The 15465-nt window shown below is 38.8% G+C and carries 17 protein-coding genes; 5 read left to right on the top strand and 12 right to left on the bottom strand.

The window, feature by feature from the left end; all coding sequences use genetic code 11:
• Positions 1-172 precede the first annotated feature (172 nt).
• The 4 genes from sodA to EHE21_RS18445 all read left to right on the top strand — a co-directional run bounded on the left by sodA (position 173) and on the right by EHE21_RS18445 (position 2256).
• Positions 173-796 carry a superoxide dismutase [Mn] gene (gene sodA, locus EHE21_RS18460; RefSeq protein ID WP_075672604.1) on the top strand — a complete coding sequence of 208 codons (624 nt, stop codon included), beginning with the start codon at positions 173-175 and terminating at the stop codon, positions 794-796.
• Positions 797-911: 115 nt separating this feature from the next.
• Positions 912-1586 carry a 6-hydroxyaminopurine reductase gene (gene yiiM, locus EHE21_RS18455; protein WP_194951495.1) on the top strand — a complete coding sequence of 225 codons (675 nt, stop codon included), beginning with the start codon at positions 912-914 and terminating at the stop codon, positions 1584-1586.
• Positions 1587-1664: 78 nt separating this feature from the next.
• Complete coding sequence (locus EHE21_RS18450; protein WP_194951494.1) at positions 1665-1952, top strand: type II toxin-antitoxin system RelE/ParE family toxin; 288 nt, start codon at positions 1665-1667, stop codon at positions 1950-1952.
• 22 nt (positions 1953-1974) lie between these two features.
• Positions 1975-2256 (top strand): helix-turn-helix domain-containing protein, encoded by a 282-nt coding sequence (locus EHE21_RS18445; RefSeq protein ID WP_088494199.1) that lies wholly within the window; start codon positions 1975-1977, stop codon positions 2254-2256.
• A gap of 53 nt (positions 2257-2309) precedes the next feature.
• Here EHE21_RS18445 and trpS read toward each other — a convergent pair whose 3' ends face one another.
• The 11 genes from trpS to EHE21_RS18390 all read right to left on the bottom strand — a co-directional run bounded on the left by trpS (position 2310) and on the right by EHE21_RS18390 (position 12026).
• Complete coding sequence (gene trpS, locus EHE21_RS18440; RefSeq protein ID WP_075672602.1) at positions 2310-3338, bottom strand: tryptophan--tRNA ligase; 1029 nt, start codon at positions 3336-3338, stop codon at positions 2310-2312.
• A 1-nt stretch (position 3339) separates the two neighbouring features.
• Entirely contained in the window at positions 3340-4050 is a 711-nt protein-coding gene (locus EHE21_RS18435; RefSeq protein WP_194951493.1) for a phosphoglycolate phosphatase, read from the bottom strand.
• Positions 4050-4721, bottom strand: coding sequence for a ribulose-phosphate 3-epimerase (gene rpe, locus EHE21_RS18430; RefSeq protein ID WP_099076132.1), 672 nt, complete (start codon positions 4719-4721; stop codon positions 4050-4052). Before rpe ends, EHE21_RS18435 begins: the two co-directional genes overlap by 1 nt.
• Before the next feature lie 44 nt (positions 4722-4765).
• A complete protein-coding gene (dam, locus tag EHE21_RS18425; RefSeq protein ID WP_194951492.1) occupies positions 4766-5581 on the bottom strand; it encodes an adenine-specific DNA-methyltransferase in 816 nt (271 codons plus the stop codon).
• A gap of 82 nt (positions 5582-5663) precedes the next feature.
• Positions 5664-6593 (bottom strand): SPOR domain-containing protein, encoded by a 930-nt coding sequence (locus EHE21_RS18420; RefSeq protein ID WP_194951491.1) that lies wholly within the window; start codon positions 6591-6593, stop codon positions 5664-5666.
• Between the two features lie 170 nt (positions 6594-6763).
• Positions 6764-7858 carry a 3-dehydroquinate synthase gene (aroB, locus tag EHE21_RS18415; RefSeq protein WP_194951490.1) on the bottom strand — a complete coding sequence of 365 codons (1095 nt, stop codon included), beginning with the start codon at positions 7856-7858 and terminating at the stop codon, positions 6764-6766.
• 54 nt (positions 7859-7912) lie between these two features.
• A complete protein-coding gene (gene aroK / locus EHE21_RS18410) occupies positions 7913-8434 on the bottom strand; it encodes a shikimate kinase AroK (protein ID WP_036914409.1) in 522 nt (173 codons plus the stop codon).
• Between the two features lie 580 nt (positions 8435-9014).
• The gene (gene pilQ / locus EHE21_RS18405) at positions 9015-10115 is read right to left on the bottom strand and encodes a type IV pilus secretin PilQ (protein ID WP_194951489.1); all 1101 of its coding nucleotides are present in this window, start codon (positions 10113-10115) and stop codon (positions 9015-9017) included.
• Entirely contained in the window at positions 10112-10642 is a 531-nt protein-coding gene (locus tag EHE21_RS18400) for a hypothetical protein (RefSeq protein ID WP_194951488.1), read from the bottom strand. Before EHE21_RS18400 ends, pilQ begins: the two co-directional genes overlap by 4 nt.
• Positions 10639-11214: a fimbrial assembly protein gene (locus EHE21_RS18395; protein WP_194951487.1), complete on the bottom strand. Its 576-nt coding sequence runs from the start codon at positions 11212-11214 to the stop codon at positions 10639-10641. The genes EHE21_RS18400 and EHE21_RS18395 overlap by 4 nt, the downstream gene beginning before the upstream one ends.
• Positions 11202-12026, bottom strand: a complete 825-nt coding sequence (locus tag EHE21_RS18390) for a hypothetical protein (RefSeq protein ID WP_194951486.1) — start codon at positions 12024-12026, stop codon at positions 11202-11204. Before EHE21_RS18390 ends, EHE21_RS18395 begins: the two co-directional genes overlap by 13 nt.
• 115 nt (positions 12027-12141) lie before the next feature.
• Between EHE21_RS18390 and mrcA the strand changes: the two genes are divergently transcribed.
• Positions 12142-14676: a peptidoglycan glycosyltransferase/peptidoglycan DD-transpeptidase MrcA gene (mrcA, locus tag EHE21_RS18385; protein WP_194951485.1), complete on the top strand. Its 2535-nt coding sequence runs from the start codon at positions 12142-12144 to the stop codon at positions 14674-14676.
• 46 nt (positions 14677-14722) lie between these two features.
• Here the strand turns inward: mrcA and nudE are convergent, their stop codons facing one another.
• Positions 14723-15274, bottom strand: a complete 552-nt coding sequence (gene nudE, locus EHE21_RS18380; RefSeq protein WP_194951484.1) for an ADP compounds hydrolase NudE — start codon at positions 15272-15274, stop codon at positions 14723-14725.
• Positions 15275-15465 lie beyond the last annotated feature (191 nt).

Genomic DNA, 15465 nt, shown 5'->3' with positions numbered 1-15465 from the left:
CTTTTAAATTAAAATAATATACTGTGAAAATTAATTTAACCGTGCTGGATAAAAAAACCACAAAAATAATATGGATATGATAATGATTTTCATTAACGTTTTTTTCACTATAATGAAATGAAAAGATAAATCACATGGTGTGATCCAAGATAAAACAGCACTGGAGATTAATATGAGCTATACATTACCTGCACTGCCTTATGCTTATGATGCATTAGAGCCTCACTTTGATGAGCGTACAATGGAAATTCACCATACTAAGCATCATCAAACTTATGTGAATAATACCAACACCGCATTAGAAAAGTTACCTGAGCTTGCTGGCTTAGAGATTGATGAGTTAGTTAAAAATCTTCATAAAGTGCCTGCCGATCAACGTACTTTTTTACGTAATAACGCAGGTGGTCACTCTAACCACTCATTATTCTGGAAAGGTCTGAAGCTAGGCACTCAATTACAAGGTTCACTAAAAGACGCGATTGAACGTGATTTTGGTAGTGTTGATGCCTTTAAAGAGTTATTTGAAAAAGCAGCTGCTAGCCGTTTTGGTTCTGGTTGGGCTTGGTTAGTATTAAAAGACGATGGCAAACTTGCGGTAGTTTCTACAGCAAACCAAGATAGCCCATTAATGGGTGAAGAGTTAGCTGGCGCATCTGGTTACCCAATTGTAGGGTTAGATGTGTGGGAGCATGCTTACTACTTAAAATATCAAAATCGTCGCCCTGATTATATTAAAGCGTTCTGGTCGGTGGTTAACTGGGATGAAGCGCAAAAGCGTTTTCAGAGCAAAGCATAATTGAGTAGATAGCTTCCTTTCTCTTTTATATTTTCAATGCCGACATTTGTCGGCATTGTTTCTTTTGAACACTATCTTTACTATGAGTTATTCTTTTCTGTTTAGGTAGTGAGCTATGCGTTATTTTCCTAGTGTTTTTATCGGTAATGTCACAACAACATCTAATGGATTTACCAGTGCGATCACCAAAAGGCTGGTGGATGGCCATATCAAATTAACATCACTGGGATTAGAAGGTGATGAGCAAGCAGAAAAGAGTTTTCACGGTGGCCCTGATCGCGCACTTTGTCACTATCCTAAAGAGCATTATCTTTATTGGGCTGAGCAATTCCCACAATTGACAGACTTTTTTCATGCCTCTGCATTTGGTGAAAATATCTCAACAACAGGTATGACAGAAGAGAATGTCTTTATTGGTGATATTTATCAGTGGGGAACAGCATTAATTCAAGTGACTCAACCTCGCTCTCCTTGCTACAAACTTAACACAGTGACTGAAGTCAGTAACTTTTCGCAAATTATGCAAGATAGTGGTTATTGTGGTTGGTTGTATCGTGTTGTGAGTACAGGTGAAACAGGTAGTCATCATCCGCTTGTCTTGGTTTCAAGAAACAGTGATGTCTCTGTTAAAGAAGCGATTTCGATTGCTTTTCATATGCCATTTGATGAAGAGCTTTATCATCGTTTATTAAGTGCTGCCGGATTATCAGCAAGTTGGAGCAAGACTATGCAGTTAAGACTGCAAAATCAAACTATTGAGAGTTTTAATCGACGGTTATTTAAAGAGTAAATAGTTAACTTATTGATAATTAATATTATTATTAATAAAAATTAGCTTGTAGGCTAATTTTAAGTTAAGGAAAAGCTTGTGTTTGAGATTTTATACCACCCAAATGCTTGGAATGAAGTATTAGAGTTACCTCTTCAAATACGAGTTAAATACGATAAACTTATTACTAAGATAGAGCACGATGCTCGTTTATTAAGAGAGCCTGATACAAAATATTTAGGGGATGGTCTTTTCGAGATCCGTACTATGGGTACTGATATTGCTAGAGGCATATGGATATACCATAAAAGAAATACAATTATTATGCTTCGTGTCTTTATTAAGAAAACACAAAAAATATCAAAGAAAGAGATTGAGATCGCCTAAAAACGATTGATGGAGGTGCTCAATGAAATTGAGAAGTCATAAAGAATTACATAATGAGATGATGGAAGATGAAGAATATCGTGTGGCTTGGGATGATGAAACGCGCAAGGAAAAATTGAGAGACACATTGGCCCAATGGCGAAAACGCGATAATCTGACAAAAGCACAAGTTGCTGAGCGAATGGGTGTAACACCACCAGTAATTACCAGAATAGAAAATAATATTACTAAAGCGAGTGTAGATACCTTAGCGAGATATGCGTACGCTTGTGGTATTAAGAACCCAATAATCCCTCTTTACTAAAAAAAACACCTCCCTAAAAATAGGCGAGGTGTTTTTTATGTATTAACGAAAAATTATGGATGTGCAATAAATCCGATTGCGTCATAAACCTTATCTAAGGTTGCTTGAGCGCGAGCTTTGGCTTTATCAGCACCTTCTTTCATGATTTTATTGAGCAGTGCTTCATCATTACGGAAAGTGTTAAAACGCTCTTGAATGTTGGTTAGCATTTCAGATACTGCATCAGCGACAGCACCTTTTAGATGACCGTACATTTGGCCTTCAAATTCAGCTTCTAATTCAGGGATCGTTTTACCTGTAACACCCGCTAAAATATCGAGTAAGTTAGAGACACCTGCTTTGTTTTCAAGATCGTAAATAACGCGAGGTGGCTCTTCTGAGTCTGTCATTGCACGTTTGATCTTTTTAGCTGCTGCTTTTGGATCTTCCAGCAATGCGATAACGTTATTACGGTTATCATCAGACTTAGACATTTTTTTAGTCGGATCTTGTAATGCCATTACACGAGCACCGCCTTTTGGAATAAAAGGATCTGGTACGGTGAAGATATCGCCATAAATAGCGTTAAAGCGCTGAGCAATATCACGGCTTAATTCAAGATGTTGTTTTTGGTCGATACCAACAGGTACTTGGTTTGTTTGATAAATCAGAATATCCGCTGCCATTAATACAGGATAATCGAATAACCCTGCGTTGATGTTTTCAGAGTGACGAGCTGATTTATCTTTAAATTGAGTCATTCGGCTCAATTCACCAAAATAGGTATAGCAGTTAAGTGCCCAGCTTAATTGTGCATGTTGTGGAACATGTGACTGAACAAAAATAGTGCTTTTTTCTGGATCAATACCACAAGCAAGATACAGAGCCAGTGTATCTAAGGTTCTTTTTCTTAGCTCTTTAGGATCTTGGCGTACTGTAATGGCGTGTTGGTCAACGATACAGTAAATGCAATCATAGTCATCTTGCATTTGTACCCATTGACGCAGTGCACCCATATAGTTTCCGATAGTTAATTCACCAGAAGGTTGTGCACCACTGAATACAATTGGCTTTTGTGCCGTTTTTTCTACTGAAGTCGTCATTTTAATTCTGTTCCACAGTTGTCATTGGCGTGATATCGAGGATAGAGAGCAAGTCAGCAAAATTATCGAGAGTAAAATCAGGTTTGCTGTCTGCAATAGATACGCCGTAGTTATAGCCGTAGGTTAAACCTACGCAAGGGCACTCAGCCGCTTGTGCTGCAATAATATCGTTGCGAGAATCCCCAACAAAAAGGAGTTCTTCCTTTTTAACACCAAACGTGCCCATTGTTAAATATAATGGTGCTGGATGCGGTTTTTTTTCTTTCACATCATCGCCACCTAACACTAAGGAAAAATATTTTTCAATTTCCAGCTGTTGTAGTAATGGTGCAATAAATGGTGTTGGTTTGTTTGTCACGATACCCAGAGGAATATTGTGTGAAGCTAATACTTCAAGGGTTTCTTTAACATGAGGGAATAAATCACTGCCTGTTTTGACTGAGGTTGCATAATGTTGATCAAAAAGATCACGCATCTCTTTTAATAAGGTATCAGTCACATCCTCGACACCTGCATTGTGTAAAGCGCGTGTTAGTAGCATATCCACGCCGTTTCCAACCCAGATAGTGACATTATGTTTGCCAGCTGGAGGGAAACCTTTTGCTTTTAATGCGTAGTCTGTTGCTTCGGTAAGACCGACAGCGCTGTCGGTGAGAGTGCCATCAAGATCAAAGGCGATAGCACGGATACCTTTGAGTTTTTTATCTGTCATTACGATACCTTTTCTAATTCACGGCGCATATTGTCGATAACATGCTTATAGTCTGGCTGATTGAAAATAGCAGAGCCAGCAACGAACATATCAGCGCCAGCTTGCGCAATTTCAGCAATATTATCGACTTTGACACCGCCATCAATTTCTAAACGAATGTCATAACCACCATCGTCAATCATCTTACGAACTTGGCGTAATTTATCGAGGGTATTAGGAATAAATGATTGTCCACCAAAGCCTGGGTTAACAGACATCAGCAGAATAAGATCCAATTTATCCATAACATAGTCGAGATAGTTTAATGGGGTTGCTGGATTAAGCACTAAACCTGCTTTACAACCACAATCTTTAATTAATTGAATAGTACGATCGACGTGGTCACTGGCTTCAGCGTGAAATGAGATATAAGTTGCACCCGCGTTTGCAAAATCAGGGATGATACGGTCAACAGGTTTAACCATTAGATGAACATCAATAGGTGCTGTAATGCCGTAGTTACGTAGAGCCTTACAAATTGGCGCACCAAATGTCAGATTAGGAACATAGTGGTTATCCATGACATCGAAGTGGACAACATCAGCACCCGCTGCGAGCACTTTTTCAGTATCTTCACCAAGGCGAGCAAAATCAGCGGATAAAATAGAAGGGGCAATCAGAAAATCTTTCATCGCATTCTCCAGACAACACTCCCATTGTCGGGAGGTGTTAACGATTATTTATATAAGGCAAGTAATTCGTTCACTTTGCTACGACCGAGTGTGTTGCTACTGATTGTTCTTCTGACTTTCACACTGTGTAGCTCTTTTGCGTCTACATACCACTCTTTTGTTAACGCAGTCTCATGATTTGATATTAACACGGGTATCTGTCTCTCGTAAGCCAGCATTGAGGCAAGTTGAGCCAGATGTTCCTGCTCTTGAAAACTAAAGCTATTTGTATGGTATGACGTGAAATTTGCAGTCGGTGATAATGGTGCATAAGGAGGATCGCAATAAACGACGGCGCCTTTTTTTGCATTTGTCATAGTTGATGAATAGCTTTGGCAAACAAATTCGGCTTTTTGGGCTTTTTCAGAAAACCAAATTAGCTCGGCTTCAGGAAAATAAGGTTTTTTATAACGACCAAAAGGGACGTTGTATTCGCCTTTTGAATTATAACGACACAGCCCGTTGTAGCAATGACGGTTAAGATAGAGAAATAACACACTACGCTGATAAGCGTCCGTTGAACGATTAAAGTCTTGTCGTAGTTGATAAAACTCTTCTGCGATATTCATTTGAGGGGTAAATAATAAGCGGGCATCCTTCATAAATTTTTCAGGATGTTGCTTTACCGTATTATAGAGATGAATTAGATCACTATTTATATCGGCAAGAATATATGAATCGTATTCTGTATTCAAAAAAACAGAACCGGCACCCATAAAAGGTTCAATTAAACAATTACCCTCGGGCAGATGACGTTTAATGTCATCTACCAAAGGATATTTACCACCAGCCCATTTTAGGAATGCGCGTTTTTTTTTCATGCCGTCCAAATTTCTCAATCGTTTCAGAGTCGCCGATTGTACTCTGTTTCAGACAGCATATCAGCGGTGAACTTCGTCTTAATTATTTTTTTAGATCCTGATGAACATGTTTCATCGGTCTAACCCAAGGTTGTTTTGCTTGCACTGGCGCTGGTAAAGAAGAAACGGCCTGTTTGGCTTCGCTTATATTACGATAATTTCCATAGATGAGTACATACCATGGGTTACCGTTACGCTGTGTTTTGTAAATAGCGTAGTTTCCATTGAGGTTCTTTTTAGCGAAAGCCTCTAAGGTATCTTGGCGACTTGCACCACTTAATTGCAACGTATAGTTAGTAGCAGGAATAGCACTTAAATTACCTGCTGATAATGAGCCTGAAACAACAGGTTTAGTTGTTGTAGGTTTAGGTTGTGTTGTTGCTGGTGGTGTTACCGGTTTTGTCGGTGGTGTTTTTACTTCAGCCGGTTTTTGTACAGGTTTGGTAGCGGGTGGCTGTGTAACAGGTTGTACTGGTTTTGGTTGTTGTGCATTTAATTGCTGGCTAGTCGCTTGATTTATGCCCGCTTGTTGTTGATTTAATGAATCAACGATATCTCCAGGGATCTCAACACGTTGACCTTGCGAATCAATCATTGGCGGTAAATTTTGTGAAGGTGGTGTCGCAGGCTGTATATCTTGCCCAGAAATAGATTGAGGTGTTGATGGCTGATCATTTTCTGAAGGCGTAACGGATGACGGTTGCTGAGACAGATCGATATTTCTTTCTGTATTGGTCGGAGAGGTAGGTTCAGTTGTTTCTGGTGATTTTAATGCTGAACTTATTGCGATAATTAGCAGAATAAGGACTAAAACACCTACACCAATCATCATCTGTTGACGGGATACAGAGAATCGTGCGTTTTTTAATGGATTGCTACGAGGTCGGTTGGTTCGACGTTCAGGTCTATCCGATGTATCAGGTTTGAGTGAATTATCACCCTTGGTTTCATTGTCAGGTTTGAACTCGTCCATTATGCCCTCCGTCAGAGCGTCAAAAAGCGAAAAATATTCTATTCAGCCTTAGCCATTACCTCATAGTATAAGGATGAAACGCTTTTTCTGAAACGTTGCATTTGACAATATTAACCAGAATTTTCCTTAAATGAATATTCTGGTTTGTTTCTTGTCAGGTAATGGGGAGCTTAATTTGCATTAATGCAAGATGTTATCGCTTTGCGGACTTGTTCGCGAGTAATATCGGCACGTAATTCGGATTGACCGATACCTTTTGGTAAAACTAGGTGTAATTTGCCACCAGATACCTTTTTGTCTCTCATCATATGAGGCAAATAGTCATCAGGTGTCATTTCAATAGGACCGTTGACGGGGAGATTAGCTTTCTCAAGCAATTGAATAACACGTTGAGTCTCTTCTTCAGTGAATTGATCAAGCGCTTGAGATGTTCTTGCCGCCATTACCATACCTGCAGCAACGGCTTCACCATGCAACCAAACACCATATCCCATATGAGCTTCAATGGCGTGTCCATAAGTATGGCCAAGGTTGAGTAGTGCGCGTAAACCACTTGTTTCTTTTTCATCAGCAGCAACGACGTCAGCTTTTAGCTCGCAGCAACGACGGATACAAAAAGCCATAGCTTTAGGATCAAGAGCCAAGAGTTTATCAATATTATTTTCAAGCCAGATAAAAAAGTCTTTATCTAAAATGATGCCATATTTAATAACTTCAGCTAAACCCGATGAAAGTTCACGAGGCGGTAATGTGGCAAGACAATCGAGATCGATAACAACAGAAGCGGGCTGATAAAACGCACCAATCATGTTTTTGCCAAGAGGGTGATTAACTGCGGTTTTTCCACCAACAGAAGAGTCAACTTGTGACAATAGTGTTGTTGGTACTTGGATAAAGCGAACACCACGTTGATAGCTTGCTGCGGCAAAACCGGTTAGATCACCAATAACACCACCACCTAATGCGATAAGTGTTGTATCTCGATTGTGATTTTTTTCTAATAATGCAGTAAAGACATCATTCATGATCTCAAGCGATTTATATTGTTCACCGTCAGGTAAAATCACGCTATCAACCAAAACACCTTGTTTTTTTAAGGTGTCTGTTACCTTTTCTAAATAGAGTGGAGCAAGTGTCACGTTTGTGACTATCATAACTTGCTGCCCTGATTTTAAAGGTAAAAAGGTATCTTCTTGATGAAAAAGGCCAGAAGCAATGGTAATGGGATAGCTTCTTTCACCTAATGTGACAGTGATTTTTTCCATAACAGTGGCCTTCTTCTTATTGTCTTTACTTAACCTTATAAATAGCTGAATTTATTAGTTTTGTTCTAATAATTCAATTATTTGATTGGCTACAATTTTTGCACTCTGATCATCAGTATGAATAGTGATGTCAGCAATCTCTTCATAAAGAGGATTACGTTCTTCAGCTAATGTCTCTAGGACATCGCGCACAGGTTCAACACCTTGCAATAAAGGACGTTTTTTATCACGTTGGGTACGAGCGAGTTGTTTTTCAATATTGGTTTCTAAATAAACAACCACACCACGTGCAGATAGTCTGTTACGGGTTTCTCGCGATTTCACCGAACCACCACCTGTTGCAAGTACAATGCCTTGTTTTTCAGTGAGTTCGTTGATTATTTTCTCTTCTCGTTGACGGAAGCCTTCTTCGCCTTCAACATCAAATACCCAACCTACATCCGCACCTGTACGCCGCTCAATTTCCTGATCGGAATCATAAAACTCCATACTAAGTTGTTGAGCTAACTGACGACCAATAGTGCTTTTGCCGGCACCCATAGGCCCAACCAGAAAGATATTACGTTTCTCTGCCATGTTTTTGGTATTACTAAGATATTCGTTAATGATAACCCGCCCCGCCAAATTCATTCAGCGACGGGACCTAAACTGAAATTTATGAGTGTTTATCTAATTCACACCTGATAACATTTGTTATCTACTCTCATAATAAGACTGAGTTCTTTCAGTAGATCGCTATAAAATAACCACATGCTGTCATAAGCGACAACATAGGATAAAAATCCCTTTGCCCACAGTACATAACAAAAACTACTAAAAAAAGTAATTATCTTTGTTGGCAACGCGGAGATTCTAACACAATTTAGTCGGAAAACCGCATCTGATAATATTGTCTTTTTCGTCATCAATCGATCAATATTACATATAAAAAGCCCTACCTCCAAGAATAGAGGAAGTGCATAAAATGTATCCGTATTTTTATTGTGATGTTTCAGGCTCACTCAAATTAGCTAACCCTTGTAAGCTAAATCGTCCTCATCGTCAAATCTATAAATACTGATTATAAGAAAAAACAATGAATAACTCTCAGTTTAATCCTAGTAAAAAACATATAGTGCTTTGTATTTTATAATAAAAGTATTTATTGCATAAAAAATTAGATTAATTTGGGTGTAATAAAAATAACCAATTCATGGCGGCTGTGTTGATCTCTTTTATGACTGAAAAGTACGCCTAGTAATGGAATAGAGGATAAGAAAGGGATCTTTGCCGTGTGTTCTTGTTGTTTTTGCTGAAATATACCGCCTAACATAATGGTTTCTCCATCACGAATAGTCACTTCTGTGCTGATCTCTTGTTTATCGATAGATAGATGTTCACTTCCACCTTGAACAAGTGCAATACCCGGTGTGTTTTGACTAATTTTAAGTATTAATCTTATCTTTTTATTTCTTTGGATCATGGGGGTTACTTCCATACCCAAGACAGCCTCTTTAAATTGAACTCGTGTCATTTCATTATCTCGGCTGACATAGGGGATCTCCGTTCCTTGTTTGATGGATGCTGTTTTTTCATGAGCAGTCGTTAGCCGTGGACTTGCAATAATAGATAACTGTTTTTCTTGCTCTAACGCGCTTAATTCAAGCTCTAATAGACGCCCATTAATTCTGGCAATATTAAATGCAATATAGTGAAGGGGATTTTTGGTGTTTTGATGGAGTGATAAAGCAGAAAGTGAAGGGGTCGATAACGTTGAATTAAGTGAAGAGGTTGTTGGAATAGCATTAGGTATTGTAGATGCGGCTTCAGTTTGTGTTTTTAAGGCTTGTAATCCCCACTGAGTGCCTAATTCATTTAAAGCATCCTGACTGCTACTCACAATATGTGCGGTGATATGAACTTGTTGTTGGGGAGTATCCCGTAATTTTAACCAATCCTCAATTTCAGACAGTGTCTTACTATTATCAACTATAGAAAGACTGTTTGATTCACTATCTACAATAATGCGCCCCTGCTGACTAAGTAATGGAATGGTATGATTACTTAGTTGTTCACCTAATTTCTCAGCATCAGCATAATTTAAAGAATAAAGCTGATGATGTAATTCTTCAGGCTGCTCTGTGGTTGATGTTCGCTCTTCAATAAATGTGGATGATATTTTTTCATCTTCGATATTCTCAGGAAAGAAGGGATCTCTGGTATGAGCCCAAATGGCAGTTGCCATAAATAAGATGACAATTAAAATTCCTATCTTCATGATATATCACCCTGTATTGCGCTAGGATAACTTAGCTCTGTCAGGCTCATTTGTACTGAAATTAAATGGGTTTCTATTGGAACAATATTCAGAGAAATAAGCGCTAAGCTCGTTTGATTAAGGTATTCCAATAGCGTTAAAAACTGTGAGTAAGACAAAGTAAAAGTAAGTTTATATAAAGAGTTAGGCATGACTTCCCAAATCTCCGGTATAAAGTGATAAGTCATCAATAAGCGTTGTAATTGCTCACTAACTGGTGAGTTATTTAATGGAATGTCATACTCTATTTGCTGTGTGATCAGTGAATTAATAGAAGGTATTGTCTCTAACGTACTTTGATGGTGATTAATGCGCTGTAGTCTTTGAGCCATTTCTATGTATTGTTGAGTTATCTCTTGCTGGTAATCTGTGTAGATAAAGAGGTAATAAAATAGAAAGGCAATAAAAGGTATAATTAAGCTCAGTAAAGTGAGTTTCCACTTAGGTAAAAACGCAATAAATAACAACCATTGTGCATTTATTCTCATTGGCTTCCCTCATCTTCTTCATTTTCGTACTCTCGATCTAGCTCTTCTGATTTTCCGTTTAAATGTACTTCTGTATAAGACGGATCAGCTTTGCTTTGTTGTAAATAGCTCAACGTTAAAGAGGCTAAAACAGGGTGACTTTTAAGATTGGTAATAAAGGAGAGTGATTGTGTATTGGGGAGAGTAAGGTGCAGTGAGCGTTGATTATCGGCTTCATCATAGTGGCTAATCCAACCTGCTGAAGGAAGATGCGTTTCGATAGCACGAAAGAAGCGAATGTAATGTAAATAGCGCAGCCAGTTTTGATAATAGAGTGAATAGTGTTGATAGCGTAAAAGTGTCTGCTTTCTTTGTTCTTGATATATATCGAGCTGTTTTAGTAATAAATCTTCTTGTTGTTGTGTTTGACGTTGTTGCGCTGTTATGTGTGTTCGCTTTTGTGTTAGATGGTAAGTGTAATAGCTACAAATCACGAAAGTGATTGCGACTAATGATAGCGTTTGAGAAAGCCATAACCATGCTTTTTGTCTAAATAACCTGTGCCGCCAAGGTAGGTAATTTACTTGATACATAACACCTCTTCAGGGCGTAATGCCAAACCCAATGCAACAAGCGGAATGAGATCTTTATTTGGCGTTGTTTTAAATAAATCATGGGAAAGATTGGGCCAAACAGGCATTAACTGACTAAAATATTTCTCATTATCACCTGTTAAATAACACTGCTCTAATGGCCAATGATATTTTTCTATTAACTGGTCAATACAGGCTTGCTGTTCTTGTTGGTTTTCATAAGAGAGCGTGCCGTAATGGGGCATGTTTTCATCAGATGATACCCAAAATAGCGTTTTGTTTTTACAGTAAAAAAGTGGATTTTGAGGTGAAATATCAAGGTGAGAGGCTAAATAGCGTAGTGCACATGCAGGGATATCAATCGCAGTTATTGTTAAGTTTATTAGAGAAAATAAGTCAATATACTTATCTAAAATCGTTTTATGGCACAGATGAATAGCGAGTTTCCCTTTATTTTGTCGATAATCAAAATTAACAGGGATTTTCGTATTTTGTGTGTAAGATGTGGCTCGTAGTTGCGCTAACCGATAACATGCTGCTGATGTAAGGGAAATAGCATGAGGCAGTGGAATAATTTGATAGTTTTCATAAATATCAGGTAGCGAAAGCGTAACATTATTAATAGAGGGCAATTTTTTACGCCAATCTATTAGGATTTTTCTTAATTTTGTGCCATTTAAATCGTCATTAAGAGGTAAAGGGAATTGCCAAAATGCACCGATCTTCCATTGTTTATTCTGCTGAAATACCAAAACTGCATTGATATGATGAGTGTTAATTTCAATACCAATCTGGTAATTGTGTGTTTCCATAAATGATATCCATATCTATTGATGAGTAATTGCCTATTTTCAAAGAGGCGTTACCTTTATACTACGCACTGTTTGTTTATAAACCGCCCAATTCACACTACATGGGAAATTTAAGGTGAAGTTCTTAAAATATTTTTTCATCTTCGTTTTTGCTTGCATAATTTTGGGAGCAGCCTCGATATACGGTATGTATAAGTATGTTGAGCCTCAGTTACCCGATGTCGCGACATTAAAAGATGTTCGTTTACAAACCCCTATGCAGGTATTTAGTGCAGACGGAGAGTTGATCGCGCAATACGGCGAAAAACGTCGTTTACCGCTAACATTGGAGGAAATGCCTCCTCAACTTATTAATGCCTTTATCGCAACAGAAGATACGCGTTTTCGTGAACACCACGGTATTGACCCTATTGGGATCTCACGTGCTGTTGTCGTGGCATTAACATCAGGACAAGCCTCTCAAGGCGCGAGTACCATCACGCAACAATTAGCTCGAAATTTCTTTTTAACACCAGAAAAGAAATTAATGCGAAAAATCAAAGAAGCTTTTTTGGCGATCCGCATTGAGAAAGAGCTTACTAAAGATGAAATTTTAGCGTTGTATCTAAATAAAATTTATCTAGGTAACCGAGCTTATGGTGTCGGTGCTGCGGCTTACGTTTACTTTGGTAAGAGTGTTCATGAGCTTAGTCTAAATGAAATGGCAGTGATTGCTGGCTTACCAAAAGCGCCATCAACACTTAACCCGCTCTATTCTTATGATCGTGCCTTAAAACGTCGTAATGTCGTTTTACAGCGTATGTATGAAGAGAACTATATCACTCGTGCACAGTATGAAAGTGCAAGAGCAGAGCCGATAGTTGCTAAATACCATGCACCGCAAATTGATTTCTCCGCACCTTATCTCACAGAAATGGTGAGAATGGAGATGTATGAGCGCTATGGTGAAAATGCTTATACAGATGGCTATAAAATCTACACTACGGTTGTTCGTAAAGATCAACTAGCAGCAGAAAAAGCGTTGCGTGACAATGTTATCGATTACGATATGCGTCATGGTTACCGAGGTGCTCAAGAAGTTTTATGGAGTGAAGGGCAAACGCCATGGGATAACGAAGCTATCAACAAGAAATTAAAAGGGATCCAAACTTATGGTCCTTTAATTCCGGCTGTTGTGTTATCTGCGGATGCTAAAGAAGCCAAAGTTATCTTAAAAACGGGTGACAACATTACGTTAGATTTAAAAGCGGTTCGTTGGGCTCGTAAATTTATTTCTGACACTTCTCAAGGTGCAACACCGACAAAAGTTGATGCCGTTGTCCATGTTGGTGAGCAAATTTGGGTACGTCAAAATAACGAAAACAGTTGGGTATTAGCGCAACTTCCGGGTGTTAATGCAGCATTTGTTGCATTAGATCCAATCAATGGAGGGATTATTGCGCTTGTTGGTGGTTTTGATTTTGAGATCAGTAAATTTAACCGTGTTTCTCAATCTTTACGCCAAGTCGGTTCAAACATTAAACCTTTCTTATATGCTGCGGCGTTAGATAAAGGGTTGACGTTATCGACACTACTTAATGATTTACCTATTAGCCGTTGGGATGCTGGTGCAGGTACAGATTGGCGTCCTAAAAACTCACCGCCAACTTATGCCGGTCCTATTCGTTTACGCCAAGGTTTAGGTCAGTCTAAAAACGTAGTAATGGTACGAGCAATGCGCGCAATGGGTGTGGATTATGCCGCTGATTATCTATTGCGCTTTGGTTTCCCTAATCAAAATATTGATAGAACAGAATCTTTAGCATTAGGTTCACCATCATTTACACCAATGCAAATGGTACGAGGGTTTGCTGTTATGGCAAACGGCGGATATCTCATCGAGCCTTATTATATCCAACGTATTGAAAATGCTGATGGTGAAGAGCTGTTTACTGCAAAACCGAAAGTAGCTTGCCCAGATTGTACAGATATCCCTGTTATTTACGGCGATACAATGCGTTCTATTGCATTATCTGATGACTATATGGAAAACGTTGCTCAATCTAATAAATCTCAGCCTGAAACAGCTGAGCCTGAAATTGAATTAGAGCAAGCACCATTAGCTGAAACTGTAAAAGAAAGCCCTTATGCACCACACGTTATCAGCACTCCACTGGCTTACTTAATGCATGATGCATTAAGAACAAACCTTGTGGGTGAACCTGGATGGTCTGGTACAGGTTGGCGTGCCGTTCGTGATCTTAAACGCCAAGATATTGGTGGTAAGACAGGAACAACAAACAGCTCTAAAGATGCGTGGTTCTCTGGATATGGTGCCAATATTGTTGCCACAGCTTGGATTGGCTTTGATGACAGTAGCCGCAATTTAGGTCGAACTGCTGCTAGTGGCGGTGAAGCGGGTGCTAAAACAGCACAACCTATTTGGAACGACTTTATGAAAGTGGCTCTGGATGGTGTGCCAGTTAATATGATGCCTGCACCAAAAGGTGTCGTCGCTGTTCAAATTGATAGAAGAACAGGAAAGCTGGCAGGTGATGGCTCTTCAATGAAAGAATATTTTATTGATGGAACCCAACCGACAGAAAGAGCAAAAAATGAAGTAGGAACACAGATTTTTGAGGATAATGGCGAGTCTAACGAGTTATTCTAATTAATCGAAAATAAAAACCGGATGTCAAAGTCCGGTTTTTTATTATCTACTTATTTTGTAATAGATAGCGATGGGCTAAGAAGAGAGCACTGACGCTACGAGCTTCTGTGAAGTCTGGATGGTCGAGTAAATCCATCATTTTTGCGATAGGCCAACGTATTTGGAACAGTGGTTCAGGTTCATCACCTTCAAGTTGTTCTGGATAAAGGTCATGCGCAATAACAATGTTCATTTTGCTAGAAAAGTAAGACGGCGCCATAGAAAGCTTTGCAAGTTCTATTAATGAATGGGCACCATAGCCAATTTCTTCTTTTAGTTCGCGGTTTGCGGCTTGCAGGGCATTTTCACCGGGATCAATTGCGCCTTTGGGAAAACCAAAATCGTAATTTTCGATACCAACGGCGTATTCACGAATAAGAATAAGATTGTCATCAATGATAGGAACAATCATAACGGCTTCACGATTAGCTGGTTTCATTCGCTCATAAGTACGTTTTTCTCCGTTACTAAACTCCAGATTAACGGATTGGATCTGAAATAATCGAGAACGGGCGATGTTATCAACGCTTAATATATTGGGTTTTTTAAGTTCTTTCATAACAGTCCCTGGCAGAATAGAGATTAACCTGAATTTAACACATTAATGACAAAATAAATCTAACAATTAGATTTAGCTTTTAAAGGAAAATTGAGTACACTCCGCTATCCAACCTAGTTATTTATTGATTTTTTGAGAATATTATTATTTATTGATTCGCTATTTTACCTGAAGATAGCGTTGTTAGCGGA

Source organism: Proteus sp. GOKU (assembly GCF_015475555.1).
GTDB lineage: Bacteria > Pseudomonadota > Gammaproteobacteria > Enterobacterales > Enterobacteriaceae > Proteus > Proteus mirabilis_B.
This window is presented reverse-complemented; position numbering and strand designations above follow the sequence as displayed.

Bases quoted from the DNA above. Each gene is read 5' to 3' on its own strand.
- sodA (WP_075672604.1), top strand. From the start codon at position 173: ATGAGCTATACATTACCTGCACTGCCTTATGCTTATGATGCATTAGAG.
- yiiM (WP_194951495.1), top strand. From the start codon at position 912: ATGCGTTATTTTCCTAGTGTTTTTATCGGTAATGTCACAACAACATCT.
- EHE21_RS18445 (WP_088494199.1), top strand. From the start codon at position 1,975: ATGAAATTGAGAAGTCATAAAGAATTACATAATGAGATGATGGAAGAT.
- trpS (WP_075672602.1), bottom strand. From the start codon at position 3,338: ATGACGACTTCAGTAGAAAAAACGGCACAAAAGCCAATTGTATTCAGT.
- EHE21_RS18435 (WP_194951493.1), bottom strand. From the start codon at position 4,050: ATGACAGATAAAAAACTCAAAGGTATCCGTGCTATCGCCTTTGATCTT.
- rpe (WP_099076132.1), bottom strand. From the start codon at position 4,721: ATGAAAGATTTTCTGATTGCCCCTTCTATTTTATCCGCTGATTTTGCT.
- dam (WP_194951492.1), bottom strand. From the start codon at position 5,581: ATGAAAAAAAAACGCGCATTCCTAAAATGGGCTGGTGGTAAATATCCT.
- EHE21_RS18420 (WP_194951491.1), bottom strand. From the start codon at position 6,593: ATGGACGAGTTCAAACCTGACAATGAAACCAAGGGTGATAATTCACTC.
- aroB (WP_194951490.1), bottom strand. From the start codon at position 7,858: ATGGAAAAAATCACTGTCACATTAGGTGAAAGAAGCTATCCCATTACC.
- aroK (WP_036914409.1), bottom strand. From the start codon at position 8,434: ATGGCAGAGAAACGTAATATCTTTCTGGTTGGGCCTATGGGTGCCGGC.
- pilQ (WP_194951489.1), bottom strand. From the start codon at position 10,115: ATGAAGATAGGAATTTTAATTGTCATCTTATTTATGGCAACTGCCATT.
- EHE21_RS18400 (WP_194951488.1), bottom strand. From the start codon at position 10,642: ATGAGAATAAATGCACAATGGTTGTTATTTATTGCGTTTTTACCTAAG.
- EHE21_RS18395 (WP_194951487.1), bottom strand. From the start codon at position 11,214: ATGTATCAAGTAAATTACCTACCTTGGCGGCACAGGTTATTTAGACAA.
- EHE21_RS18390 (WP_194951486.1), bottom strand. From the start codon at position 12,026: ATGGAAACACACAATTACCAGATTGGTATTGAAATTAACACTCATCAT.
- nudE (WP_194951484.1), bottom strand. From the start codon at position 15,274: ATGAAAGAACTTAAAAAACCCAATATATTAAGCGTTGATAACATCGCC.